Source organism: Paenarthrobacter sp. NPDC056912, from assembly GCF_042786555.1.
GTDB lineage: Bacteria > Actinomycetota > Actinomycetes > Actinomycetales > Micrococcaceae > Arthrobacter.
Genome location: NZ_JBHUCD010000013.1, coordinates 112,503 through 136,631 on the forward strand (window position 1 = coordinate 112,503; position 24,129 = coordinate 136,631).

Genomic DNA, 24,129 nt, shown 5'->3' on the forward strand with positions numbered 1-24,129 from the left:
GCTGACGACTGAGGTGGTTACTTGAAGCGTCAACCGAGCTTCGTGTCTAGTATAAACATGCATATGCATCTTTTATTCCAACTCCACGGAACATTTTCGGAAAACTTTGAGTTCTACTAGCGGTAGAAGATTTCGGATCGCCCCGCTTCTTTGAGAAACTGGTAAACATGCCCCAAGCAACTGTCCATCTGCTTCGCCATGGCGAGGTCCACAATCCCGATGGCGTCCTTTACGGTCGGCTGCCTGAATTCCACCTCTCCGAACGCGGCCGGGAGATGGCCCGGATGCTGGCCGACCACTTCGTGGCCCGCGCCAACGAGGGCGCCAAGATTGTCCACTTGGCAGCCTCGCCGCTGACGCGCGCCCAAGAGACAGCCATGCCCACGTCAGAGGCACTGAACCTTGAGATCCACACCGAGCCGCGGATCATCGAAGCCGAGAACCACTTCCAAGGGCTGCACCCCACCAAGAGTGAGTTCCTGAAGCCGAAGCACTGGCCCTACTTCCGCAACCCCATGCGGCCGTCCTGGGGCGAACCTTATAAGGAACAGGCTGCCCGTGTTCTTGCCGCCGTGGAGGATGCCCGGCTCAAGGCCATCGACCTGGGCGGCGACGGCGCCGAGGCCATCTTGGTCAGCCACCAACTGCCCATCTGGGCAACCCGGTTGACGGCGGAAGGACGCCGTTTGGCGCACGATCCCCGCAAACGCGAGTGCACCCTCACCTCGCTGACCTCCCTGGTGTTCGACGACGACGGCAAGATTGTGCGCGTCGACTACAGCGAGCCTGCTGCCGTACTGCTTCCCGGTGCCGCCTCGACTCCGGGGGCATAGAAGATGGAGAACAACCTTTCCCGGCGCGGCGTACTCACAGCCGGCGGCGTCCTGCTGGCCGGACTGACCATGGGGTTGTCCGCGTGTGCCCAGGAAGATTCCTTGGCCGCACAGGCAAAGAAGGGCGACAACAAGAACTACGTAGCCGGAGACGGTTCCGTCACGGAATTCGCCAAGGCCGACCGCTCCGCTCCCGTGGCACTGAAGGGCACGCTCTTCAACGGTTCCACCGTCAAGCCCGAGGACCTCCTGGGTAAAGTGACCGTCCTGAACTTCTGGTTCGCAGCGTGTGCTCCCTGTCGGGTTGAAGCACCGCAGCTTGAGGCCCTGCACCTGGATTTCAAGGACCAGGGCGTGCAGTTCTTCGGAGTGAACCTACGGGACGAGAAAGCCACCGCCGAGGCGTTCGACAAGACTTTCAACCTGACCTACCCAAGCTTCAATGACAAGGACGGGGCTGTGCTCTTGTCCGTGTCCGGCATAGTGCCTCCGGGCGCAGTACCCACCACTTTGGTCCTGGATAAAGAGGGCAAGGTTGCCTCCCGTGTGCTTGGCGAAATCGAGAAGAGCACCCTGAAGGCCCTCATCACCTCCGCAGTGGCCGAGTAACCCCATGAACAGTCCCTTCGCCGAGACGATCCTCAACGGATCACTGCTGCTGGCCGTGCCGGTGGCGCTGCTGGCCGGGCTCGTCTCGTTCCTTTCGCCGTGCGTGCTGCCCCTTGTCCCCGGTTACCTGGGCTACGTCACCGGACTGACCGGCGTCGACCTCCAGAAGCAGCGGCGTGGCCGCATGCTGGCCGGCATCGGCCTGTTCGTCCTGGGTTTCTCTGTGATTTTTGTCCTGCTTGGGGGCGCCTTCGGTCAACTCGGCACGCTCCTGACCGGTCCTCAGAACGCGTGGATCACGCAATGGCTGGGCGTTGTGGTGATCATCATGGGCGTTGTCTTCATGGGCGGTTTCAGCTGGCTGCAGCGTGACGCGAAAATCCATGCCAAGCCGCCCGCAGGCTTGTGGGGTGCTCCGCTGCTGGGGCTGACGTTCGGCCTCGGGTGGGCTCCTTGTATCGGGCCCACGTACTCCGCGGTACAGTTGCTGAGCTTGTCCGGCGGATCGTCGGCGGCCAAGGGGGCGCTGCTGGCGTTCATTTACAGCCTTGGCCTGGGCATCCCGTTCCTCCTGATCGCCTTGGCTGTCCGCCGGGGCATGGGCGTTATGTCCTTCTTCCGCAAGCACCGCCTGGCTATTCAGCGGATCGGCGGAGGCATCCTGATTTTGCTCGGCATCCTGATGGCCACCGGAGTGTGGGGAACCTGGGTGACCGAGTTGCAGTACTGGTTCCAAACCGATGTGAAGTTGCCGATCTGATGAGCGAGTCCGTGAAAGCCAAGAAGAAGTCCCCAGCCGCTGAAAGCACCACCACAGCGGACGGAAAACTCCAGCAAGCCAAGTCCGAGGCCGCGCTGCCCGCACTCGGTTTCAAGGGCATGCTCCGTTGGGCTTGGACGCAGCTGACCAGCATGCGTACGGCCCTTTTCCTGCTTGTGCTCCTCGCAGTTGCGGCGGTCCCCGGGTCTCTGCCAGCATTCCCGCAGCGGTCCGCCAATCCGGCAATCGTCGCCCAGCGAATCAAAGAAGACCCGACCTTCGGCCCGATTTTTGATGCGCTCCAGCTCTACGACGTCTACTCGTCGGCGTGGTTCTCTGCCATCTACATCCTGCTTTTCGTCTCCCTGATCGGCTGTGTCACTCCGCGCGCCATCGCCCACTACAAGGCGATGAAGTCGCAGCCTCCGCGCACGCCCAAGCGCCTTTCGCGCTTGCCGGAGTACGGCACACTCGCGCTGCCCGCCGACGCCGGGATCCCGGCGTCGAAGGCTATCAACGATGCCGCTGGACTGCTCAAGAAGCGCGGCTACCGCGTGGAGGTCAGGGATGCCGACGGCGACCTGCCGTCCCTGGGAGCCGAGCGCGGCTTCCTGAAGGAAATGGGCAACCTGGTGTTCCACACATCGCTGATTGGCGTGCTGGTTTCCGTGGCCATTGGCGGTCTGTTTGGCTACAGCGGCCAGCGCATCCTGGTGGAGGGCGACACGTTCGTCAATACCTTGGTGGGCTACGACCAATTCACGCCGGGCACTAACTTCCAGAGCAGCTGGCTCCAGCCGTACTCCATCCAATTGGATAAGTTCGAGGCCAAGTTCGACCGCGAATCGCCCAAGAAGTTCGGCCAGCCCATCGATTACACCGCTGACGTCACCACCAAGGAAACTCCGGACTCGCCCGCGAAGAAGGAAGTTCTCAAGGTCAACGACCCCATCAGCCTGGGCGGCACCAGCCTCTACCTCACCGGTAACGGCTACGCACCCGTGGTGACGGTCCGCGACGGCGAGGGCAACATCGCGCTGCAAGGTCCGGTAACGGCCAAGGTTCAGGGCGACAACTACTACTCCTCAGTGGTCATCAAGGTTCCGGACGGCAAGCCTGAACAACTCGGATTCGTGGGCTTCTTCCTGCCCACGGCATTCGTGACCGACGAGGGCATTTCCTTCAGCGGCGATCCTGAACTCATCAACCCGCAGTTGAGCCTGAACTCGTTCTACGGTGACCTCGGCCTGGATAAGGGCGTACCCCAGAACGTCTTCGAACTGGACGTCAAGAACCTCAAGCAGCTCAACGGCCGGGACCTTGAGGCCGGCGGCATCACCTTGGTTCCCGGCGCCACCTACACCCTGCCCGAAGGCAAAGGCAGCATCACCTTCGACGGCGTCAAGAAGTACATTGGCGTGGACGTCCACCACAACCCCGGCCAGCTGTACGCCCTGATCTTCGGTCTCCTGGCGGTCGGCGGCCTGGTGATCTCCCTTTACGTCAACCGCCGCCGTGTTTGGGTCCGCACCGGAACGCACGAGGATGGCCGCACCATGGTGGAGTACGGCTTGCTGGCACGCGGTGAAGACCACCGTCTGGCCGGCGAAGCCGCAGCCCTCCGAGAACTCTTCGCCCGGGAATGGCACATCTCCGGCGACCCGGATACAACCGACACCGTCTCTTCCTCAACCTCGAAGGACCAGTAATGCCCGTCATCAACGAAACCCTGGGCCAGTACAGCGAGCTGTTCATGCTGTTGGCCGCCGGCACGTACACCGTGGCGTTCATCGCCTTTGCCTGGGACCTGGCCAAGAGCAGCAAGACGTTCCACGCTGTGGACCTCAAGGCTGCGGCAAGCGCCGCTACTGAGAAGGTGACAGTTGCCGCGGGTCGCGTCAGCGGAGGCCAGCGTAGTTCCGACGCCGGTGGGCCGGCTGGCCGTGCCGAGCGTCCGACGTCGGGCCTCACCGTTGAGAACGGCACCGCAGCAGGCGACATGAAGTACGCGGCCGAGCGTCGCGTTCCCGCCCGCGTCGCCGTGGCTTTAACGGTCCTGGGCGTGCTGATCCACGCCGCGGGCGTGGTGACCCGTGCACTGGGTGCCGGACGCGTGCCGTGGGGCAACATGTACGAGTTCCTCACCACCGGCGCGTTCGTTGCGGTTGCCGTCTTCCTCGTCGCGCTCATCCGCCGCGACTTGCGGTTCCTGGGTACGTTCGTGCTGGGCCTGGCCATCATCATGCTGGTGGCGGCCTCCGTTTCCTTCTGGACCCCGGTGGGCCACCTGGTTCCGGCCCTGCAGAGTTACTGGCTGATCATCCATGTGTCCATCGCCGTGCTGTCCTCGGCCTTGTTCACCCTCACATTCCTGATGTCCGCACTGCAGCTGGTGCAGTCCCACCGGCAGAAGGCCCTCACCGCCGGCCGTCCGGACAAGCTCAGCTTCATGCGCCTGGTCCCCAACGCGCTGAGCCTGGAAAACCTGTCCTACCGCATCAACGCGATTGCCTTCATTGGCTGGACGTTCACGCTCATGTTCGGAGCCATTTGGGCCGAAAAGGCCTGGGGCCGGTTCTGGGGTTGGGATCCCAAGGAGGTCTGGACCTTCGTGATCTGGGTGGTTTACGCAGGCTACCTGCACGCGCGTGCCACGCGTGGCTGGACGGGAACCCGCGCAGCATGGTTGTCGATTGTTGGCTACGCCTGCGTCATCATCAACTTCACGCTCGTGAACACGGTCTTCCAAGGATTGCATTCCTACTCGGGCCTCTGAGCCCTTTCCGGCCCTGAGCAGGGGCGTTGCTCCCTGCCTCCGGTGCCTGCCCCGATCAGGGCAATCCGGTGCAGCAATTAAGCCTTTTGCCTGTCCAAGGCAGGTGCTAACTTGTTCAGAACCCGCTTGTGATGCAGCCCGCTAGCGACGCGCGCGTTCTTTTCGAGGTAACCATGAACTATGTTCTCGCCATTGACGTCGGGACAAGTTTTACCGCAGCAGCCCTGGTTAAGCCTGACCAGAGTCCAACCCCTACACCCGAAATCCTCCCTTTGGGACTGCACGGCAGCGCTGTGCCTTCAGTGTTGTTCTACGCAGCGGACGGCCGGGTTTTGGTAGGGGAAGGAGCCGAGCGCCGCGGCCTAGACGATCCCCAGCGAATGGTTCGGGAGTTTAAACGCCGCATCGGAGACTCGGTGCCCCTCGCCGTGGGCGAGGGATGGTTGGCGCCGGAGGACGTCTATGCCACGTTGGCCCGATGGGTGGTGGACCGGGCCGAAGAGCGCGAGGGAGTCCCGCCGTCGTCGATCATGATGACGTACCCCGCCGCATGGGGTCAGCACCGGACCTCGGTGGTCCTCGCGGCGCTGAACGTTGCCGGCTTGCCGGCTGTCACCTTGATCAGCGAACCTGTTGCGGCAGCCGTGCACTACGCGTCCCAAACCCGAGTGGATGACGGCAGCATCATCGCTGTGTACGATCTCGGCGGCGGAACTTTCGACACCGCGGTCCTGCGAAAGGCAAGCGCCGGAAACTTCGAACTTCTTGGCCGTCCGGACGGCATTGAAACGCTCGGCGGCGCTGATTTCGATGCCGCTGTGTTGCGTCACGTCTTGGGTTTCGTCGCCGGCGCCACGGACCTCGACCCCCAGGCACCTGCGACGCTGGCCGCCCTGTCGAGGCTGCGGCGGGAGTGCCGGGAGGCCAAGGAAGCGCTATCCCTGGACAGCGAAGCGAGCGTAGCGGTTGCCCTTCCCGGCACGCAGCAATCGGTGCGTCTGGTGCGGTCCGAATTCGAGGCGATGATAGAAGAACCCGTCCGCAGCACCGTGGATGCCCTGGAGCGCAGCCTGCGGAGCATCCGCCTTGAGCCGCAGGACCTCAGCGCTGTGTTGTTGATCGGTGGTTCGTCGCGCATCCCGCTGGTGGCTGAACTGATTTCAGTGGAACTGGACCGGCCGATCGCAGTCGACGCCGATCCGAAGTCGTCCATCTGCCTTGGCGCTGCCATAGCCGGCCTGCGCTCAAACGGCCTGGCTGCCGTGGATGCGAAAGAAGCGCGGGACGCCGCTGCTGCAGCGAAGGAGGCGGCCCGGCCGCATGTGGCCCGGCCACTGCGCGCGTTGCCTGCCCCTAAAGCCGGGCCAGTCAAGCCCAAGCATGGGCCGCGGCCACGCGTTCGCATGACGGCTGCGGCCGCCGCGGCCGCCACTGTGCTGACAGTTGTCACGGCTACCGCAGCGCAGAGCCCCGAAGGTACGGGATTGCTCGCGTCGATGTTCGATTCCCAAGCGGCCGATGTCATGCGCGACGGCGGGTCACAGGCTGCCCCGGCGCAGGCCACCAACGCTGGCGGCGCCCCTGCCGCAACATCGCCTGCAGGTGGCAAACCGACGGCGGGACTTGAGGCCAGTGCCCGGGCAGGAGTTGCGAGAGCGGGGACGGCCACCGGCCGGACACCGGCCAAGCAGGGAACCGCGGCCACGGGCACAGGGGCCGTGAGCGGTCCATCCAGTTCCGGGGCTGCCGTCGGTGGAACAGGTGCTGCACCCGCAGGAACAAGCGGTGCCGCAAGTCCCGCATCTCCCGCGGCTGGAACCCCGACGACGACACCTGGCTCTTCCACACCGGCTCCGTCCCAGCCCCCGGCCACTACGCCGGCCACTACGCCGGCCCCGCAGCCCACAGGAGGCGCTGCTACCGGACCGGCAACCCCGCCTCCGGTCCCCGAACCCACCACGCCACCCGCCACCACACCACCCACCACTCCGGCGGACCCGGTGACGCCGTCGCCGGAGCCGACAGTTCCGCAGCCTGAACCATCCGCAACGATTGAGCCTGCACCCGTGACTCCCTCTGCGGATCCTGTTCCTGTGCCGTCGCCGACGGTGACAGAAAGTTCTCCCACGGATCCGACGCAGTCCTTGGCGGTGTAGGCCATGACGGGGTATGAGCATGACTCATTCCGCGAGTTCTTTCCTGCCCAAGATCCGGTCCCTGATTCCGCGCGGGATCTGGCAGCAGACCAAGACACCGTCCGTGAGCTGCTCCTCGCGTTGTCCGTTGGTTTCGCCCTGCCGTCGCCGCTCCCCGGGCGACTTGCGGACCGTGGCGACCTGGAGCGGGTCATTGCCGCGGCGAGGAACGCTGGACTGTTGCTGGCGGACGGCTCAGTTGCCGGTACGGTGCAGTTCTCCCTCCTGAGCAGCACACCGATGCCGTATGTCCATGCCCTCCAAAAAGAGTTGGTGGACACGATCCTGGGCCAGGGGCGGCTTTTGGGCGAGGTCGCCCGCGAGCTGGCCCGCAGCGGGCTCCAGGACTCTCGCGTCGTAGAGGAGCTGGGAGCGGCAGCGGACAACGTGGTGGATTCTGATCCACAATTGGCCGCCGAGCTCTATGCGGAGGCCGTCCAGGCCGGGGGAGGAGAGCTAAGCAGCGCCGCGCGGCGTGCACAGGCGGCCGCAGCAACAGGGGACCTGGACACAGCAGGCAGGTTGGTGGACCGCCTCCTGGCCATGCCCGACCCGCCTGGGCTTAGCCTCGGCGTCGATGTGGCGGCAGCGGTATGGGCTCAGCGCGGAATGCTGTCCCGGGCCGCGGACACCTACAGCTGGCTGGGTACTGCCCGGATGGGTGGCTCCGCCGCGCAGGCAGCTGTTGCCATGATCGGTTCGGGCAACAGAGCCGGGGCCGAAGAAGCCCTGGAAGCCGGATCCTCGTCCGGATCGCCCACGCTTCTAGCGGTGGCTTTGTCCCTGACGCAGCAGGGACTCGGACGGACGTTGGGGCACACGCCCCAACTTGCCCTGCCGGAGCTCATCAGGGCTTCGGACATGATGAACGCCTCCGGTGCTGCCATTCCACTGCCAGAGACCCCGGCAGCCTTGGCCGCCCTGTGCGCCCTCCACAGCGGGGAACCGGCCGCGGCGGACACCGTCCTCAAAGCCGCGATAGCTGCCGGGCAGGGAGGCGATGCAGCGCGGCCCAGGCTCTTCCTGCTGCTGGCTTGGTCCTCGATGCAGCAGGACAACGCCGATGACGCGCGCTTGGCCATCAACGAGGCCGTCAAGGCGAACCACTGGAGCCTGGCGCCCCGGGACGGCTTCCTGCTGGCCGCACTGGAGGTCGGCCTGGCACGCCGTGGCGGCGAAGTGCACGAGCTGGTGCTCGCATGGGACCGGGCCCGCGAGGCCATGATGCACGTGGCGGTGGACCTCTACAGCCTGCTGCCGTGGGGCGAAATGATGATTGCCGCAGCCCGGCTACGGGAAACCCCGCGCGTTTCGCACTACCTGGCGGGCGCCTGGGACCTTCTTGCCCGGTTGGAAAATCCGCCGTTGTGGTCCGTACCGCTGCATTGGGCCGCCGTGCAGGCAGCGTTGTTGGGCGAAAGCCCGGCGGAGCTCGCCCCGCACGCGGCAGCATTGGTGCGCGCCTCCGAGCACAGCCATTTGGCATCCGTCCTCGCCGCAGGAGGAAAGGCATGGGTTTCCGTCCTGGCCAGCAGGTTTGAAGCGTCCGACGTCGAAACAGCCGCCCGTGGCCTGTCCGCCGTCGGGATGCCCTGGGAAGGGGCGCGGCTGGCAGGCCACGCGGCCGCGCACGCATCCGAGCGCCGGGACATGGTGCGGCTGCTGGCCTGTGCCAGGGACATCCACCCGCAAGCCAATGGCCCCGCCGCGCCGGGTTCGGAGCGAGCCGAAAACCAGCACCAGGATGCACCCACCCAGCCGGTGGTGGACGGTGGGGGTACTCCGGACCCGTCCGGGCTGAGCCTCCGAGAGCGTGAAGTGGCAAAGCTCCTCCTGGAGGGCAAGACCTACCGCGAGATCGGCGAGGCCATCTACATCTCGCCACGCACGGCAGAACACCATGTGGCCCGGATGCGCCGGCGACTCGGCGCAGAAAACCGTTCCGAACTGCTGGTGCGGCTGCGCCTGGCATTAGGGGAGGGGTACCCCCCTCCGTGACCGCCCACTACCTCAACCCCCTAACCAAAAACCGCCGCACCCCTAACGGTGGGGCAACTGGTAGGGGGACCGCCCCCGATGCCCCGTACGCGGCAACGGTCATACGTTGAAGGGGAGCCCGGCAAAGGCGCCGGGCCATTTACCACCCACCACAGAATTTGAGGGAGCATTCAAATGCCAACACTCGCACAACAGCTCGTGCAGTTCCTGATGAGCCTGTTCAACGATCCTGATGCAGCCGAGGAGTTTGTGCGCGACCCGGAGGCGGCCCTCGCCGCTGCCGGCCTTCGCGATGTTTCCTCGGCCGACGTGGACGCCGTTCGCCCGGTAGTCCTGGACTACGCGCCCATCAATGCGCGTTCGTCGTTCGACCGCGAATACAACACCGGCGGCAACCACGCGTCCACCGGTGGCGGCGGCGCTGCCGGCGGACACCCCGCTCCTTCCCATGGTGGCGGCAATGGCAACACCGGCGGCTGGGACGATGATGACGATCACGGCCATGGCGGTGGTGGCGGACGCCCCGATGACGACGACGACGACCACGGCCACGGCGGCGGCAATGGCAACACCGGCGGCTGGGACGATGATGACGATCACGGCCATGGCGGTGGTGGCGGACGCCCCGATGACGACGACGACCACGGCGGCTGGGGCGGCGGTGGCGGCGGTGGCGGAGACCACGAGGACCACGCCCACGCAGTCCAGCAGCTCATCCACGTGGTGAACAACTACTCCTACACCACCAATATCGATGACCGCGACACGATCACCGACCAGTCGGTCAACCAGAACATCTGGGCCGACGGCGATGTCACCCAGCTGTTCAACCAGGATGCCGTGGTTGCCTCCGGCGATGGTGCCATTGCTGCCGGCGATGACGTCAAGGATTCGGGCAACACCACAACCACTACTACCTACAACGACGACCACTCCACCATCAAGGACTCGTACAACACTGATGTTGACTTGGATGTGGACATCGAGGATTCGTTCAACGAGGACAGTTCGACGGACAACTCGGACCACTCCGTCAATGTTTCGGATTCGTTCAACGACAACTCGGATAATTCCGATAACTCGGACAATTCCGACAACTCCGTTGATAACTCCGACAATTCGGACAACTCCGACCACTCGGACAATTCGGACAACTCGGTGAACATCGCTGACTCGTTCAACGACAACTCCTCGAACCCGACAACCACTACTACCACCACCACTAACACGGACAACTCCAACAACTCCGTGAACGACTCCTTCAACGACAGCTCCACGGATGTCACGGTTGGTGACGTGGACGTCGAGCTGACCAATATCCAGGACAGCATTGTGGTCGCGGACAACGAGCTGGACGTGGACTACACCAACATCGAGGACAACGAACTCGAATTCAACGACATCGACGATTCGATTGTGGTGGCCGACAACGACGTGGATGTGGATCTCGACGGCGGTCCCGCCGGCCCGCCGCCACCTCCTATGTAGTCGCTTCCATCCGGATAGCCCCAGCAGTGCCCGGCAGGGATAACCCTCTGCCGGGCACTTCCCGGGAATCCCCCTCCAGTGGCACCGAGCAAAGGACAGACTGTGGCGGAGACGGCGCGCATAACCACCCTGGTGGAACAGGGCATCGACCTGGTGGGGGCCGGAGACAGGAACGACCTTCGACGACGACTGGAACTCACCCGCCGTCGTCTCCTGGACCCAAGCGTTCGCGTCATCGTCGTGGGCGAATTCAAGCAAGGCAAGAGTCAACTCATTAATGCCCTTGTCAACGCGCCCGTGTGCCCGGTTGATGACGACATCGCTACGTCGGTGCCCACAGTGGTCAAGTACGGCGATCCGGCCTCGGCCCTGGTGCTGGTCCCTGCAGACGGGTCTGCCGCAGACAGCAGTCCGAAGTCCAGCGCAGAAACGGAGTCCCTACCGGCTTTCGGAACTGAGTTGGCGGGTGCCGACCCTCAGCTTGAACGCCGGCCCATCAAGCTCGACGAGCTTGCCGCCTACGTCTCGGAGTCCGGCAACCCGGGTAACTCCAAAAACCTCGTAGCGGCTGAGGTCTCCTTGCCCCGGCAGATCCTTTCCGGAGGGCTCTCGATCATCGATTCCCCCGGAGTGGGTGGACTGGGTTCCACCCATACCCTGACTACCCTGACTGCCTTGCCGTCGGCGCACGCGATGGTGTTCGTTTCCGACGCCTCGCAGGAATACACCGAACCCGAGGTCCGCTTCCTCCGCCAGGCAATGCGGGTGAGCCCCAACGTGATGTGCATCCTCTCCAAGACCGACCTCTATCCCGGGTGGCGTCAGATCGCTGAGCTAGACCGGAAGCACCTCTCCGACGTGGGTCCGGGCATTGCCCTCCTGCCCGTCTCGTCAGAACTCCGCCTGCAGGCCGCGAGATTGCAGGACAAGGAGCTGAACGCCGAGTCAGGCTTTCCAACGCTGGTAGCGTACCTGCGGGACGAGGTGGTCGGAGCGGCTGCACGGAACCAGCGCCGCTCGGTCAGCCACGACCTCCTGTCCGTCACCGAACACCTGCGACTCTCACTCCAATCCGAACTGGAGGCCCTGGAAAATCCGGAAGGCACTCCCCAAATGATCGCGGGACTGCAGTCCGCCAAGCAGGAAGCCGACGCGCTCCGGAAAAGGTCGGCCCGCTGGCAAACAACACTCAACGACGGCATCGGCGACCTGATTGCCGATATGGAGTATGACCTCAGGGACAGGCTCCGGCGGATCCAGCGCGACGCCGAGGCTGCCATTGACCAAGGAGACCCGGGACCCGCCTGGGAGCAGTTCTCACAATGGCTGGAGCAGAGCGCAGCCGCTGCCGTTTCGGACACCTTTGTGTGGACCAGCGAACGTGCGCAATGGCTCGCAGCCCAGGTTGCCGAGCACTTCTCCGAAGCTGAAGTCGCCCTGCCGGTGATGCCGGTGGCCGATACCGGTGGCGTCCTGGATCCTGTGGGGGACATGCCCGGAATGGAGGATGGCCGGATGGGGGCACTCCAGAAGATCCTGATCGGAATGCGCGGTTCCTATGGAGGTGTACTCATGTTCGGCCTGCTGACCGGCATCTTCGGAATGGCCCTGATCAACCCCCTCTCCGTTGGAGCGGGGCTCATGCTGGGCCGCAAGGCGTTCAGGGAAGAGAAGGAAGCCCGGCTCAAGCGCCGCCAAGCCGAAGCCAAAGCCCTGGTCCGCAGGCAAGTCGATGATGTGGTGTTCCAAGTAGGAAAGCAACTCAAAGACAGGCTGCGGCTGGTGCAGCGCTCAACCCGTGACCATTTCACGGAAATCGCGGAAGAACACCACCGGTCCCTCACTGACTCCGTGACAGCTGCCCAGAAGGCCGCCGCCACCTACGCCGTGGAGCGCGAACTCCGGATCAAGGACATCAGGGCAGAACTGAAGAAGGTTGATGCCCTGGCCGCCGCGGCAATGGAACTGCAGAAAAGTACTCCGCCGGACCAACAAGCCAGGCAGCAAGAAGGCGTTCAAAACTCGTCGGCGGTCCCGGCCGGATGAGTGAATCGGGCATCGTCGGAGCGGCCGGGCTGCTCCGGCAAGCAAGGGAAGTCTTCCACGATGACGCAGCAGCGCTCGCGGTACTCGACGAGCTTGAGGGGCGGCTGGCCGGACCCCTCCGTATCGCAGTGGCGGGAATGGTCAAAGCCGGAAAATCCACCCTCCTGAATGCGATCATCGGCGAGGAAATAGCTCCCACCGACGCCGGGGAGTGCACCAGGATCGTCACCTGGTACCGGTACGGACACACTCCGCGGATCACCCTCATCCCGTTGATGGGTGAGCCTCGGCAACTTCCTGTCACCCGTGAGGATGGCCGCCTGGTTTTCTTATTGGGGGACATCCAGGCGGAAGACGTGGAGCGGCTGGTAGTGGACTGGCCCTCGGCCAGCCTCCGGGAGCTCACCTTGATCGATACGCCCGGAATAGCCTCGTTGTCGCAGGACGTCTCCGGACGGGCTACGGCCTTCCTGCTTCCGGAAGATGCCCCCACGGCTGCGGACGCGGTCATTTACCTGATGCGGCACCTGCACGCTTCCGATGTCCGGTTCCTGGAGTCCTTCAAGGACACTTCCGCCGGGCAGTCCGGGACAGTCAACGCCCTGGCGGTCCTGTCCAGGGCGGACGAGATCGGTGCCGGAAGGATCGATTCGCTCATATCCGCCGCTGTGATCGCCGACCGGTACAGCCGGGACGAGAACCTCAAGCCCTTGGCCTTGGGAGTGGTCCCGGTGGCGGGGCTGCTGGCGCAGAGTTCGCGAACCATGCGGCAGTCCGACTTCGAAGCCATGATGTTGCTGGCCCGGATGGACCGGAAGCAGTGGGAACGGATGATGCTGTCCGCCGACAGGTTCGTAGGGAGCGCCGTGTCACCGGAGCTAAGCCGGGACGTCCGGCTTTCGTTGGTGGAGCGGTTTGGCTTGTTCGGGATCCGCCTGGGTGTCGCCCTCATCCGGGGCGGGCTGGACGGCCCCACAGCCCTGGCCCACGAGTTGGCGCGGCGCAGCGGCCTCGGTCAACTGCTCGAGACCATCGCGTACCTCTTCCAGACGCGGGCCGACGCACTCAAGGCCCGTGCCGCCGTCGTCGGCTTGGAGACCTTGCTGCGCAGTTCACCCGGGGACCGCGCAGCACCCCTGGAGGCAGCCTTGGAACGCCTTCAGGCCGGTGCCCATGAATTCCGGGAACTGAAGCTCTTGGCCGCCCTGCGGACCGGCGGAGTGGCATTGGGCGCAGAAAACGCCGCGGAAGCTGAACGGCTGGTGGGTGGTCGCGGCAGTCTGCCGGCACTGCGGCTGGGCCTGGCACCGGAGGCGGGTCCGGAGGAGGTCAGCGACGCCGCCCGCAACTGCCTGAACCGCTGGCACATGATCGCTGAGAACCCGCTGACGGAGTCGTCGGGGGTGGAAGCCTGCCGGGTTGTCCTGCGCAGCTGCGAAGGAATGCTGGCCGCTATGCCCGCCGTTCGCTGAGCAGCCAGGCGGTGGTGGACGGGAGGAACAACAGGATCAGTCCGGCCGCGGCAAGGATGTACTGGGCCGCCGACAGGGATATGGTGAGGAATCCGTCCGGGCCCGGTGCCACCACAAAGTCGGCTGTGATCACTATGACCACGGCGTGGAGCAGGACCAGCGGTGCCAGTGCCCATCGTGCCCAGATGCGGCGTTTGAAGGTGATCGCCAACAGTACTGCCTCCATGGCCACCACAAGCGCCAGCATGGCCAGGCTTCCGAGGAAGACCACGGCGGTGGCTCCTTCGATTGCCTGGGCGTCGCCGTCGGGGACCATGTCCCCGATAACGCCTTTCAGGCGTTCAAAGTGCGTGTCCCGGCCCAGGAACAAGGTGGCCACCACGGCGATTCCGGCGATAAAGCTCGCCACCCATAAGGACCTGGATAGCCGGGCGGGGCCAGGAGGCCTGACGACTACAGCGATGGGTGGCGGCGTGGACACGGACATCCCGGGTCGGGGCGGTGGGGCCGGAGTGGTTGGGGGCCCGCTGACTGATGGTGTGGTGGAAGGTGACTGCCGTGAACCATCAGCTTGCTGGGCCATGTTCGCCTACTTCAGCTCGTCCGTATCATGGGGATCCGGCTCGCCGTGTTTGGCATCGCCGGAGTTGAATCCTGAAGCTGTGTTCCCGCCGGCAGACGGCTTACCCCCGAGCTTGCGTTCCTTGGCCTCGAGGTCCGCCTTGAGTTTCTTCAGCCGTTCGTCTTCGGCCTGCTTCCGACGGCGGACTTCCAGGTTGCGGAGGAACTCGGGGTCGTCGTCCGGGGCGGTGGGATGGCGGCGGATCGGCTGGGACGTGGGCTTGCCGTAAGGCCGGCCGAAAATGAACCAAAGAACAGCGCCCAGCAGGGGCAGGAGGATCATGACCACGATCCAGGCTGTCTTGGAGATACCCCTGGTCTGGTGCTTATCAGTGCGGATAACGTCCACCAAGGCGTAGACGAAGACAACAAGGACCACGACGACGCCTACAACCCGGAGCATGCATCAAGTCTAGTCGCCGGAAGCCGTTCCCCGGACGCCCGTTCTTGGCTGTGATCAGAGTGCAACCATCGGGACGGCTAAACTTGGATGGTGGCTTTCCTGAAGTATTCCCTCATCCGTCTGGCACTCTTCGTGCCGTTGTTCATTGTGTTCGCTCTTTTGCAGGTGGGCCTACTGCCGGCAGCCATCTTCGCAGGGCTCATGGCCTTCGCCATCAGCTACCTGTTCTTCCAGAAACAGCGCGACGCCGCCACCGCATCAATGCGGGAGCGTTTCTCCGGCCGGGCCAAGCCCATCCGGACGGCCGGCGAAGTTGAAGACGCCGCCGTGGAGGACGGCTTGGTGGACAACAACCCGGACATCGCCGTCAACAACGACAAACGCCCGGGCCACTCCTAATATCCCGCTCATAGCTAACGCCCCTAAGAATGTTTCTTAAGGGCGTTAGCTATAGGCAGACTCAGAAGCCGCGGCTCAGGATCAGGCCCAGTGAGAACAAAATGCTGTAGCCAAGGTTGATCAGGCCTGTCTGCTTGAGGACAGGGATGAGGCTCTTGCGCTTCTTGCCGTTGACCATGAGCCAGGCCGGCATCAGGCAGGCAGGGATCAGCAGCAGCACGATCAGCATCCAGGGTTTGGTCGGCGCCAGGACGATCACCAGCAGGATGGCGACGGCCAGCATGAGCACGTAGCTTTCCCGCGCATGGCGGTCTCCCAGGCGCACAGCCAGTGTTCGCTTGCCGGCCGCTGTATCCGTGGGAATGTCCCGCACATTGTTGGCCATCAGCAGGGCGCAAGCGATCAGCCCGGTGCCGATCGCACCGATCACGGCAGCAAGGCTGACCTGCCCGGCTTGGGTGTAGGTAGTGCCGAGCGTCGCCACCAGGCCGAAGAAAACGAACACGAAAACGTCGCCCAGTCCCATGTAGCCGTAGGGATTCTTGCCGCCCGTGTAGCCCCACGCGGCAAGCACGCAGCCGATTCCCACCAGGATCAACCACCATGTCTGCGTGATGATCACCAGGATCAGGCCGCAGACCATCGCCGCTCCGAAAAGGGCAAAGGCGGCCCACTTGACCTGTTCCGGCTTCGCCGCACCGGATCCGACCAGGCGCAGGGGACCTACGCGGTCTTCGTCCGTTCCGCGGATGCCGTCTGAGTAATCGTTGGCGTAGTTGACGCCGATTTGGAGCAGCAGCGCCACGAGAGCCGCCAGGATCGCGTTGGGCAGCCGGAATGCCTGGAGCTCATAAGCCGCTGCCGAACCGATCAGGACGGGCGCGATCGCCGCGGGCAGTGTGCGGAGCCGGGCTCCTTGAATCCATTGTGCAGCTGTCGCCACGTGCAGTACCTCGTGTGTTTCGCGTAGATCTAGAGTCAGAGTCGTTGTCAGGGAGAACTTGTCTATTGTCCCTGATGCAGCGCGGAAAGCTGGTCGATCATGGCCAGCCGGTCCGGTTTTCCGTTGGGCAGCATGATCAGTTCGTTGGTGGCCAGGACCGTTTTGGGCGCCAAAAGGCCCAAGGCTGCTTCGCGCCTGGCAGTGAAACCTCTCATTCCCTCCGGGGTTGCGTCGTCAACAGCCACATAGGCTGCCACGGCCTGGCCCCACTCGCGCGAGGGGACACCAGCCACGAAAGCCGCCGTGACGCCGTCGAGCGCTTCAAGCTTGCCTTGGATGTACGCGGCGGAGGCTTTGACGCCGCCGGTGATGATGACGTCGTCGGCGCGGCCCAGCACGGTCAGCGTGCCGTCGGCGGAAAGTTCGCCCAGATCTCCGGTCACGTACCAGCGAACGCCGTCCTCTTCGAAGAAAACGTCCGGATCACCGGAGGCCAGGTAACCGGCCGCCACGGTGTCGCCGCCCAGCAGGACGCGGCCTTCCAGCGGTCCCTCGCCGATCCGGACCTCGACGCCGTCCAGCGGCTCGCCGTCGTACACGCACCCGCCGCAGGTCTCGGCCGAGCCGTAGGTGGTGACAACCTTGAGTCCCTCAGCGTGGGCGGAAGCCAGCAGATCCGGCGACGCCGGTGCGCCGCCCAAAAGGATCGCGTTGAAGCGGCGCAGCACGGCGAGTGTCTCCGGAGAAGGCGAGTCCAGGAGCCGCTGCAACTGCGTCGGCACCAAGGACGTGAAGCGGATCTTGTCCGTGAGTTCCTCGGCGGCGGCAGTGAAAGCCTCCGGCGTGAAACCGTTGGTCTGGTCCATCACCCACGGACGCGTGCCCGCGTAGAGGGAGCGCACCAGGACCTGGACGCCGGCCACGTACTGCAGCGGGAGCGCCAGCAACCACTGGCCTTCACCGCGCAGGGCCATTGCCGTGGCCACGGAGGAGGCGGCGAGGGCGTCAACGGTGAGGACCGTTGCCTTCGGGGTCCCGGTGGAACCGGAGGTACGGACCACCAAGGCAGCGTCATCGATGCTGGTCTCTACCGGGACCGCTTCCGGCTGGCCGTTTTCATCCAGGACGATTTCGACGGCGGGACCCTCACCTTCCAGGGCGGCCGCGAGTGCTTTGAGTACGGGATCGATGTCCACGGGGAGTCCTAGAAGTAGTAGGGGAAGTTGGACCAGTCGGGGTCGCGCTTCTGGAGGAATGCTTCCTTGCCCTCCACGGCCTCGTCGGTCATGTAGGCCAGCCGGGTGGCTTCGCCGGCGAAGACCTGCTGGCCCGCCAAGCCGTCGTCGGCCAAATTGAAGGCGAACTTGAGCATGCGGATGGCCTGCGGGGACTGGCGGGCAATGTCAGAGGCGTACTCCAACGCCACTTCCTCGAGCCGCTCGTGGTCCACGGCCTCGTTCACGGCGCCCATGCGCACCATGTCATCGGCGGAGTATTCGCGGGCCAGGAAGAAGATCTCCCGCGCGGCTTTTTGGCCGATCTGGCGGGCCAGCAGCGCTGAGCCGTATCCGGCGTCGAAACTTCCCACCGTGGCGTCTGTCTGCTTGAACTTGCCGTGCTCGCGCGAGGCGATGGTGAGGTCGCTGACCACGTGCAGTGAGTGGCCGCCGCCCGCTGCCCAGCCATTGACGACGGCGATGACCACCTTGGGCATGGTCCGCATGAGGCGCTGGACTTCCAGGATGTGGAGGCGGCCGGCCCGGGCGGGATCGATGGTCTCCTGCGTGTCGCCTTCGGCGTAGCGGTAGCCGTCACGGCCGCGGATCCGCTGGTCGCCGCCGGAGCAGAACGAGTGTCCTCCGTCTTTCTCGGAGGGGCCGTTACCCGTGAGCAGCACGGTAGCTACGTCCGGGGTCATGCGGGCGTGGTCCATGGCGCGGTAGAGCTCGTCCACGGTTCCCGGGCGGAACGCATTGCGGACCTCGGGGCGGTTGAAGGCGATGCGGACTGTGGGGAGGTCCTTGACGGTTCCGTCCGTTGAACGCTCAACCTGCCGGTGGTAGGTCATGTCCTTGAAATCGTCGAAGCCGGAAACGGTGCGCCAGCGTGAGGGGTCAAAGACGTCGGAAACCTTGGCAGGGAGATCGTTGTTCACAGTCCGAGTCTAGTAATTGCCTTAGCTGATGCAGAACTCGTTGCCTTCCGGGTCCGCCATGGTGTGCCACTCGTGAGGTCCCTGGCTGGCGGTCCACAGGTGCTTTGCGCCGCGATCCTCAAGCTGTTTGCGCACGTGATTCTTGTCGCGGCCCTCCAGCCGGACATCCCAGTGCACCCGGTTCTTGACGGTCTTATCGTTGGGATCTGTCTGGAACAGGATGCGGCGGCCGGCCTTGGCATCGGAGTCCTCGGCGGGCACGATCGCGCAGCCCTCGGCCCATACGAGCTTGCCGTTGTGGGTGATGGTCTGGTCTTCGGCGGCAAAGCCTTGCTCGATCATGGACCGGATGAACGCTTCGTCCTGGGGTTCCACGGTCCACTCGAGGGTCTCGGCCCACCAATCGGCGAGTTCGTGGGGCTTTTTGCAATCGACTACTACTTGGATGTTCAGTGTCATGCCCTCCACGCTATTCACCGCTGCGGGTGGCTGGGTAGGGCGTTGCGGTCAGGTTCCGTCCTAGTTGGGAAGGAGTTCCGGCGGAATGGCGTAGATGAGCACCACGGCCATGAGGTTCTTGGCGGCGTGGACAAAGTAGGAGAACATCAGGCTCTTCCCCGTCCACACATAGACGGCTACGAGCACCACGGCCATTCCCAAGTACGGCGCCAAGGCGGACAGCACCAGTCCCTCGCGGCCGATCACGTGGATGGAAGCAAAAACGAGCACGGAAATCACGCAACAAATCCAGATGTTCACGTGCCGCGACAGCTTGCCGATCAGCAGGTGCCGGAAGAGGAACTCTTCAACGAACGGACCCAGGATCACCAAGAGTGGCACCATCAGCCAAGCCGGTACTTGTTGCAGCAGGCCCTGGATACCCACCTGGTTCTCGGAGCTCTGCGCACCGCCGAACGCCGTCACCAGGATGGCCGTGAGAATCAGCATGACCACTATGGCCAACGGAACCATGCCTAGCGTGAACCAGGGGCGGGTGCCAAGAATCTTGAGGTCGCGGCCCACCACGCGCCAGGCGGACGCTATGGCAAAGATCCCGACGCCGGCATAGAAGATCGCGTTGACGGCATACGACGCTGTGGCCGGGTCGGGGATCAACTGCAGCATCAACCGTTCGACGGTTTCTCCCGCCAAGGTGAAGAAAACAGTGAAACCCAAGTAGGCGGCCACGGCGATGGCATCGAGGGCAGTGAAGCGGTACAGATTTGCTGTGGTGGAAACGGTGCCCATATGACCAGCGTAGCTTTTGCCGGGCTGCCCACGCCCGGCTACAATTTTCGGTATGCCTAACTTTTTGTTTCGGTGCGCCAAAGATGTCCACCGTTCCGCTGCTCTCCTGATCTCGATTGCCCTTGTGTTGGGGGTGTGTGGGTGTGGGGGGAGTTCTTCTGCGGGTGCTGATGATAGGCCGGTGGTGTTGACTACGTTTACGGTGTTGGCTGATGTGGCCAAGAATGTGGCCGGGGACAGGCTGCGGGTGGAGTCCATTACGAAGGCCGGGGCTGAAATCCACGGCTATGAGCCCACCCCGGGGGATATCCGCAAGGCCGCCCAGGCTGATCTGATTCTGGACAACGGTCTCAACCTCGAGGCGTGGTTCGCACAATTCGTTGAGGGTTTGGACGTGCCCCATGCTGTGGTGAGCGATGGTGTGGAGGTCATGCCGATCGCGGAGGATTCCTACCAGGGCAAGCCAAACCCGCATGCGTGGATGTCTCCGAGGAACGTCCAGATTTACGCCGACAACATGGCCAAGGCGTTCGCCAAGCTGGATCCAGCCCATGCTTCGGAGTTCGAGGCCAACGCCAGCGCCTACAACGCGCAGCTGCAGGGTGTGCAGGATGAGATGGTGTCCAAACTGTCGGTCATGTCGGTGAAGCAGCGGGCGTTGGTCACGTGTGAGGGTGCGTTCTCCTACCTGGCCCGTGATGCCGGGCTCAAGGAGGTTTACATTTGGGCGGTGAACGCTGAGCAGCAGGCCACGCCGCAGCAGATTGCCCGGGCGATCGAGTTCGTGAAGGACAACCAGGTGCCGGCGGTGTTCTGCGAGTCCACGGTTTCGGATGCGCCGATGCAGCAGGTGGTCGGTGCCACCGGTGCCAGGTTCGGCGGGACACTGTACGTCGATTCGTTGTCCGAGGCGGATGGGCCGGTTCCCACCTACCTTGACCTCATGCGTCATGATGCCAAGGTCATCACCACGGCCCTGACCGGAGGAACGCCATGAGCGCGCCCGGGATCGTTGTTGAGAACGTCACGGTCCATTACGGTGAGGTCCTGGCCCTGGACTCCGCGTCACTGACCTTGGAACACTCGCGGATCTGTGGGCTGGTGGGCATGAACGGCTCGGGCAAGTCCACGCTGTTCAAGGTGATCATGGGTATGGTCAAGCCGGACACGGGCCGGGTGTTGATCAATGGAGAGCCGCCGGTGAAGATCCGCAAGGACGCCGGGATCGGTTATGTTCCCCAGAGCGAGGACGTGGACTGGGCCTTCCCGTTGTCTGTCCGGGACGTGGTGATGATGGGCCGGTACGGGCACCTGGGATTCACGCGCCGGCCGCGGAAAGCGGACCGGGACGCCGTCGAGCATGCTCTGGAACGGGTGGAACTGAGCGAGTTCGCGGACCGGCAGATCGGGCAATTGTCCGGCGGGCAGAAGAAGCGGGCCTTCGTGGCCCGCGGCATCGCCCAGGGCGCCACCATGATGCTGCTGGACGAGCCGTTCGCCGGGGTGGATAAGCGTTCGGAGGCCACCATCACCAGGCTCTTGCGCGAACTGGCAGCCGACGGCGCCACGATCCTGGTCTCCACCCACGATCTCCACGCCCTGCCGCAGCTGTGCGATGAGGCCGTGCTCCTGATGCGCAAGGTGCTCATGCACGGCAGCCCGCAGACCGTGCTGCAACCAGAGAACCTTGCCATGGCCTTCGGCCTGGACGTCATGAACAGGGGCTAGACCATGGAATTCCTGCTTGAACCCCTCAGCTATGACTTCATGGTCCGGGCCCTGGCCACCACCGCGATCGCCGCGGTCGTCTGCGCGGTCCTGAGCTGCTGGCTGGTCCTGATCGGCTGGTCCCTGATGGGCGATGCCGTCTCGCACGCGGTGCTTCCCGGCGTCGTGCTGGCCTACATCGTGGGTGCGCCGTTCGCGCTCGGTGCGCTGGTGTTCGCCCTGATCGCGGTCACGCTGATCGGGGTGGTGCGGAATACCAGCCGGGTCAAGGAAGACGCCGCGATCGGCATCGTGTTCACCTCGCTGTTCGCCCTGGGACTGGTCCTGATCTCCGTGACACCCAGCCAGACCGACCTGAACCACATCATCTTCGGGAACCTGCTGGGCGTCAGCGTCCCGGACCTGATCCAGGTGGTGGTCCTGGGCGTGGTGGCCTTCGCCATCCTGATCCTCAAACGACGCGACCTCACCCTCTACGCGTTCGATCCCACCCACGCCCACGCGATCGGCCTCTCACCCAAGCGGCTCGGCGCCCTGCTCCTGGGCCTGCTCGCGCTGACCTCCGTGGTCGCGCTGCAAACCGTGGGCGTGGTCCTGGTGGTAGCCATGCTGATCATCCCCGGCGCCACCGCCTACCTGCTCACGGACAGGTTCTCCCGCATGCTGCTCATCGCCCCGATCATCTCCGTGGTGTGCTCCATGACCGGCATCTACCTCAGCTACTACCTGGACACAGCCTCCGGTGCCATGGTGGTACTCACCCAAGGCACCGTGTTCGCTGCCGTGTACCTGTTCAGCCCCCGACAAGGACTCATCGGAACCCGCCTCGCCAAAGCCCGCCGGAAGCGGGCCATGGCTACCGCGTGAGCTTGGCTTCTTCGGCTAATGCGTTGCCAATCCGTTGTTCCGTTGCTGGGCAACAACGGCATAGCGGGTTGGCGACGTGTCACGCTTGATCGGTGGAAACGGGGGAGCGCGTCACGGCGATGTCGCCATACGCACTGCGGGCGCGGATCTCCACTTTCGCCTCGGCCCCTCCCGGACCTGCGGTGGCGTCGAGTCCGTTGCGGACACGCCCGTACTTGGTGTTGAGGTCCAGCCACGCCGCGGTGCCCTCACGGACTCCGATGGCGAGTTTGCCCGCCGCGGTCTGGACCGTGAGGCTGCCGGCGGCAACTTCGCCCACTGTGATGTCACCGGTGGACGTTTTGACTGTTGTGGATAGGCCAGCCTTTTCCAGGGAGACGTCGCCGTTGGCGGCGCTGACGGTGAGTTCGCCGGAAGCGTGCGAGATGTAGGTGCTGCCGTTGCCGTTCTTTATGGTGGCAACTCCGTCGATGTCCCGGATGCGGATCTTGCCGGAGCCGGTCTTGATTCTGGACCTGCCAGAGACGCGCTCCACGGTGACATCGCCAAGGTCCGTATGGGCCCGGAGCTCCCCGCAGTGATCCATGCGGATGTGGCCCAAGTCGGTCTTCAGGTCGGCAGTGCCGAATTCGCCGTCACAGCGGAGGTCTCCCATTGCGGACTTCACCTCCAGGCTGCTGCCGATGGGAACCTCCACAGTGATCTCCACGGCGCCGCCGTCGCTGAACCAGGTGTGGCGGAATGCGGGGTGAAGCCTCACCTGCAAGCGGCCATCCGAGTAGTCCACCGCGGTTTGCTCGGCCATCTTGACGTCCAGGCTTCGCTTGGCCTTGCGGGGACGGACCGTCACTTCGGTTTCGGGGTGCTCGCGGGCCACGATCCATACATCCCCGCGGACGGAGACATCAACCACGACGACGATTGGCTGGGGGGTCTGGAAAGTTGCCATCAGCGTGCCCATCCTGTGAAGTTCTGCTCGCCGGGTTCGCGGCGCGTGCTGCGTTTGTTTGAGTGGCTGCCGTTGAGTGCCTCGGCGACAGCCCGGACCAGCCAGGAGTTCACGGAAAGGCCGTCTTGGCCGGCTGCTTCTTCGACCTGCTGCTTGAGATGGTCGGGAAGCCGAAGCGTGGTGCGTGAGGTGCTGGCGCCGTCGAAATCTTCAGCCGCCACAGTGGTCGCCGACCGCTCGTTGACTGCCTCGAAGTCCCCGCCGGGCGGGTTGCTGACCACGAATTCCGGGTCCCGGCCGCGGAGCCTGACCTCTACGGAACCTGGCGCGAGCTCCAGGGTGATCTCTCTGGCGGCGTCGGAGAGGGCTTCCAAAAGGACGAGCCGGACCGTTGATTCGAGGGCGGCCGTAAGGCGTTCGCTGAGTTGCCGGGCCTCGGGGCCGCCAGCTTCGGCGGCGGTGTCCAGTTGGTGCCGAACCGTGGTGACGTACTGGTTGAGTTGCATGACACCATTATGACGCCAGGATGGTGTCATGACAATGCATTTTTCGGAAAAGTGGTGTCAATGGTGGTGTCCCTGCTTGACTCGGCCGCCACCGCCGGGCAGGCTGGACCGATGAAGTCTTGAGCGCAGCCCC

Annotated in this window: 23 protein-coding genes; 14 read left to right on the top strand and 9 right to left on the bottom strand. The window is 64.2% G+C overall.

Annotated features, from left to right (window positions below):
* The first annotated feature begins 167 nt into the window (after nucleotides 1-167).
* From ACFRJ9_RS15210 to ACFRJ9_RS15255, 10 genes are all read left to right on the top strand, one after another.
* Nucleotides 168-833 carry a histidine phosphatase family protein gene (locus ACFRJ9_RS15210; RefSeq protein ID WP_377669486.1) on the top strand — a complete coding sequence of 222 codons (666 nt, stop codon included), beginning with the start codon at nucleotides 168-170 and terminating at the stop codon, nucleotides 831-833.
* 3 nt (nucleotides 834-836) lie between these two features.
* Nucleotides 837-1,442 (top strand): TlpA family protein disulfide reductase, encoded by a 606-nt coding sequence (locus tag ACFRJ9_RS15215; protein WP_377669488.1) that lies wholly within the window; start codon nucleotides 837-839, stop codon nucleotides 1,440-1,442.
* 4 nt (nucleotides 1,443-1,446) lie between these two features.
* Nucleotides 1,447-2,202, top strand: coding sequence for a cytochrome c biogenesis CcdA family protein (locus ACFRJ9_RS15220; protein ID WP_377669490.1), 756 nt, complete (start codon nucleotides 1,447-1,449; stop codon nucleotides 2,200-2,202).
* Nucleotides 2,202-3,911 (top strand): cytochrome c biogenesis protein ResB, encoded by a 1,710-nt coding sequence (locus ACFRJ9_RS15225; protein WP_377669493.1) that lies wholly within the window; start codon nucleotides 2,202-2,204, stop codon nucleotides 3,909-3,911. The genes ACFRJ9_RS15220 and ACFRJ9_RS15225 overlap by 1 nt, the downstream gene beginning before the upstream one ends.
* Nucleotides 3,911-4,978, top strand: a complete 1,068-nt coding sequence (gene ccsB / locus ACFRJ9_RS15230) for a c-type cytochrome biogenesis protein CcsB (RefSeq protein ID WP_377669495.1) — start codon at nucleotides 3,911-3,913, stop codon at nucleotides 4,976-4,978. The genes ACFRJ9_RS15225 and ccsB overlap by 1 nt, the downstream gene beginning before the upstream one ends.
* A 173-nt stretch (nucleotides 4,979-5,151) precedes the next feature.
* Nucleotides 5,152-7,134 (top strand): Hsp70 family protein, encoded by a 1,983-nt coding sequence (locus tag ACFRJ9_RS15235; RefSeq protein WP_377669591.1) that lies wholly within the window; start codon nucleotides 5,152-5,154, stop codon nucleotides 7,132-7,134.
* 3 nt (nucleotides 7,135-7,137) lie between these two features.
* A complete protein-coding gene (locus ACFRJ9_RS15240) occupies nucleotides 7,138-9,171 on the top strand; it encodes a LuxR C-terminal-related transcriptional regulator (protein ID WP_377669497.1) in 2,034 nt (677 codons plus the stop codon).
* 174 nt (nucleotides 9,172-9,345) lie between these two features.
* Nucleotides 9,346-10,659: an IniB N-terminal domain-containing protein gene (locus ACFRJ9_RS15245; RefSeq protein ID WP_377669500.1), complete on the top strand. Its 1,314-nt coding sequence runs from the start codon at nucleotides 9,346-9,348 to the stop codon at nucleotides 10,657-10,659.
* A 102-nt stretch (nucleotides 10,660-10,761) separates the two neighbouring features.
* Nucleotides 10,762-12,705 (top strand): dynamin family protein, encoded by a 1,944-nt coding sequence (locus ACFRJ9_RS15250; RefSeq protein ID WP_377669502.1) that lies wholly within the window; start codon nucleotides 10,762-10,764, stop codon nucleotides 12,703-12,705.
* A complete protein-coding gene (locus ACFRJ9_RS15255; protein ID WP_377669504.1) occupies nucleotides 12,702-14,177 on the top strand; it encodes a dynamin family protein in 1,476 nt (491 codons plus the stop codon). The genes ACFRJ9_RS15250 and ACFRJ9_RS15255 overlap by 4 nt, the downstream gene beginning before the upstream one ends.
* On the opposite strand, the gene ACFRJ9_RS15260 is transcribed toward ACFRJ9_RS15255, so the two are convergent.
* Nucleotides 14,158-14,586 (bottom strand): hypothetical protein, encoded by a 429-nt coding sequence (locus tag ACFRJ9_RS15260; RefSeq protein WP_377669506.1) that lies wholly within the window; start codon nucleotides 14,584-14,586, stop codon nucleotides 14,158-14,160. The two genes, ACFRJ9_RS15255 and ACFRJ9_RS15260, sit on opposite strands and share 20 nt — an antisense overlap.
* A 180-nt stretch (nucleotides 14,587-14,766) precedes the next feature.
* Nucleotides 14,767-15,201, bottom strand: coding sequence for a PLD nuclease N-terminal domain-containing protein (locus tag ACFRJ9_RS15265; RefSeq protein ID WP_377669509.1), 435 nt, complete (start codon nucleotides 15,199-15,201; stop codon nucleotides 14,767-14,769).
* An 87-nt stretch (nucleotides 15,202-15,288) separates the two neighbouring features.
* Here ACFRJ9_RS15265 and ACFRJ9_RS15270 point away from each other — a divergent pair, with 87 nt between their 5' ends.
* Entirely contained in the window at nucleotides 15,289-15,600 is a 312-nt protein-coding gene (locus ACFRJ9_RS15270; RefSeq protein WP_377669511.1) for a DUF4229 domain-containing protein, read from the top strand.
* A gap of 61 nt (nucleotides 15,601-15,661) precedes the next feature.
* Here ACFRJ9_RS15270 and ACFRJ9_RS15275 read toward each other — a convergent pair whose 3' ends face one another.
* From ACFRJ9_RS15275 to ACFRJ9_RS15295, 5 genes are all read right to left on the bottom strand, one after another.
* The gene (locus ACFRJ9_RS15275) at nucleotides 15,662-16,543 is read right to left on the bottom strand and encodes a 1,4-dihydroxy-2-naphthoate polyprenyltransferase (protein WP_377669513.1); all 882 of its coding nucleotides are present in this window, start codon (nucleotides 16,541-16,543) and stop codon (nucleotides 15,662-15,664) included.
* A 62-nt stretch (nucleotides 16,544-16,605) separates the two neighbouring features.
* The gene (locus ACFRJ9_RS15280; protein ID WP_377669515.1) at nucleotides 16,606-17,739 is read right to left on the bottom strand and encodes an AMP-binding protein; all 1,134 of its coding nucleotides are present in this window, start codon (nucleotides 17,737-17,739) and stop codon (nucleotides 16,606-16,608) included.
* An 8-nt stretch (nucleotides 17,740-17,747) separates the two neighbouring features.
* Nucleotides 17,748-18,698 (bottom strand): 1,4-dihydroxy-2-naphthoyl-CoA synthase, encoded by a 951-nt coding sequence (locus ACFRJ9_RS15285; protein WP_377669517.1) that lies wholly within the window; start codon nucleotides 18,696-18,698, stop codon nucleotides 17,748-17,750.
* 21 nt (nucleotides 18,699-18,719) lie between these two features.
* Nucleotides 18,720-19,157 (bottom strand): VOC family protein, encoded by a 438-nt coding sequence (locus ACFRJ9_RS15290; RefSeq protein ID WP_377669520.1) that lies wholly within the window; start codon nucleotides 19,155-19,157, stop codon nucleotides 18,720-18,722.
* A gap of 60 nt (nucleotides 19,158-19,217) precedes the next feature.
* A complete protein-coding gene (locus tag ACFRJ9_RS15295) occupies nucleotides 19,218-19,946 on the bottom strand; it encodes a CPBP family intramembrane glutamic endopeptidase (RefSeq protein ID WP_377669523.1) in 729 nt (242 codons plus the stop codon).
* A gap of 52 nt (nucleotides 19,947-19,998) precedes the next feature.
* On the opposite strand from ACFRJ9_RS15295, the gene ACFRJ9_RS15300 reads away from it, so the two are divergent.
* The 3 genes from ACFRJ9_RS15300 to ACFRJ9_RS15310 are packed head-to-tail and all read left to right on the top strand — an operon-like array spanning nucleotide 19,999 to nucleotide 22,541.
* Entirely contained in the window at nucleotides 19,999-20,943 is a 945-nt protein-coding gene (locus tag ACFRJ9_RS15300) for a metal ABC transporter substrate-binding protein (RefSeq protein ID WP_377669525.1), read from the top strand.
* Nucleotides 20,940-21,674: a metal ABC transporter ATP-binding protein gene (locus ACFRJ9_RS15305; RefSeq protein ID WP_377669527.1), complete on the top strand. Its 735-nt coding sequence runs from the start codon at nucleotides 20,940-20,942 to the stop codon at nucleotides 21,672-21,674. Before ACFRJ9_RS15300 ends, ACFRJ9_RS15305 begins: the two co-directional genes overlap by 4 nt.
* Nucleotides 21,675-21,677: 3 nt before the next feature.
* On the top strand, nucleotides 21,678-22,541 hold the full coding sequence (locus ACFRJ9_RS15310; RefSeq protein WP_377669529.1) for a metal ABC transporter permease: 864 nt from the start codon (nucleotides 21,678-21,680) through the stop codon (nucleotides 22,539-22,541).
* A gap of 79 nt (nucleotides 22,542-22,620) precedes the next feature.
* Here ACFRJ9_RS15310 and ACFRJ9_RS15315 read toward each other — a convergent pair whose 3' ends face one another.
* Both ACFRJ9_RS15315 and ACFRJ9_RS15320 read right to left on the bottom strand, forming a co-directional pair.
* The gene (locus ACFRJ9_RS15315; RefSeq protein ID WP_377669531.1) at nucleotides 22,621-23,490 is read right to left on the bottom strand and encodes a DUF4097 domain-containing protein; all 870 of its coding nucleotides are present in this window, start codon (nucleotides 23,488-23,490) and stop codon (nucleotides 22,621-22,623) included.
* Complete coding sequence (locus tag ACFRJ9_RS15320; RefSeq protein WP_377669534.1) at nucleotides 23,490-23,996, bottom strand: histidine kinase; 507 nt, start codon at nucleotides 23,994-23,996, stop codon at nucleotides 23,490-23,492. The genes ACFRJ9_RS15315 and ACFRJ9_RS15320 overlap by 1 nt, the downstream gene beginning before the upstream one ends.
* Between the last annotated feature and the right edge of the window lie 133 nt (nucleotides 23,997-24,129).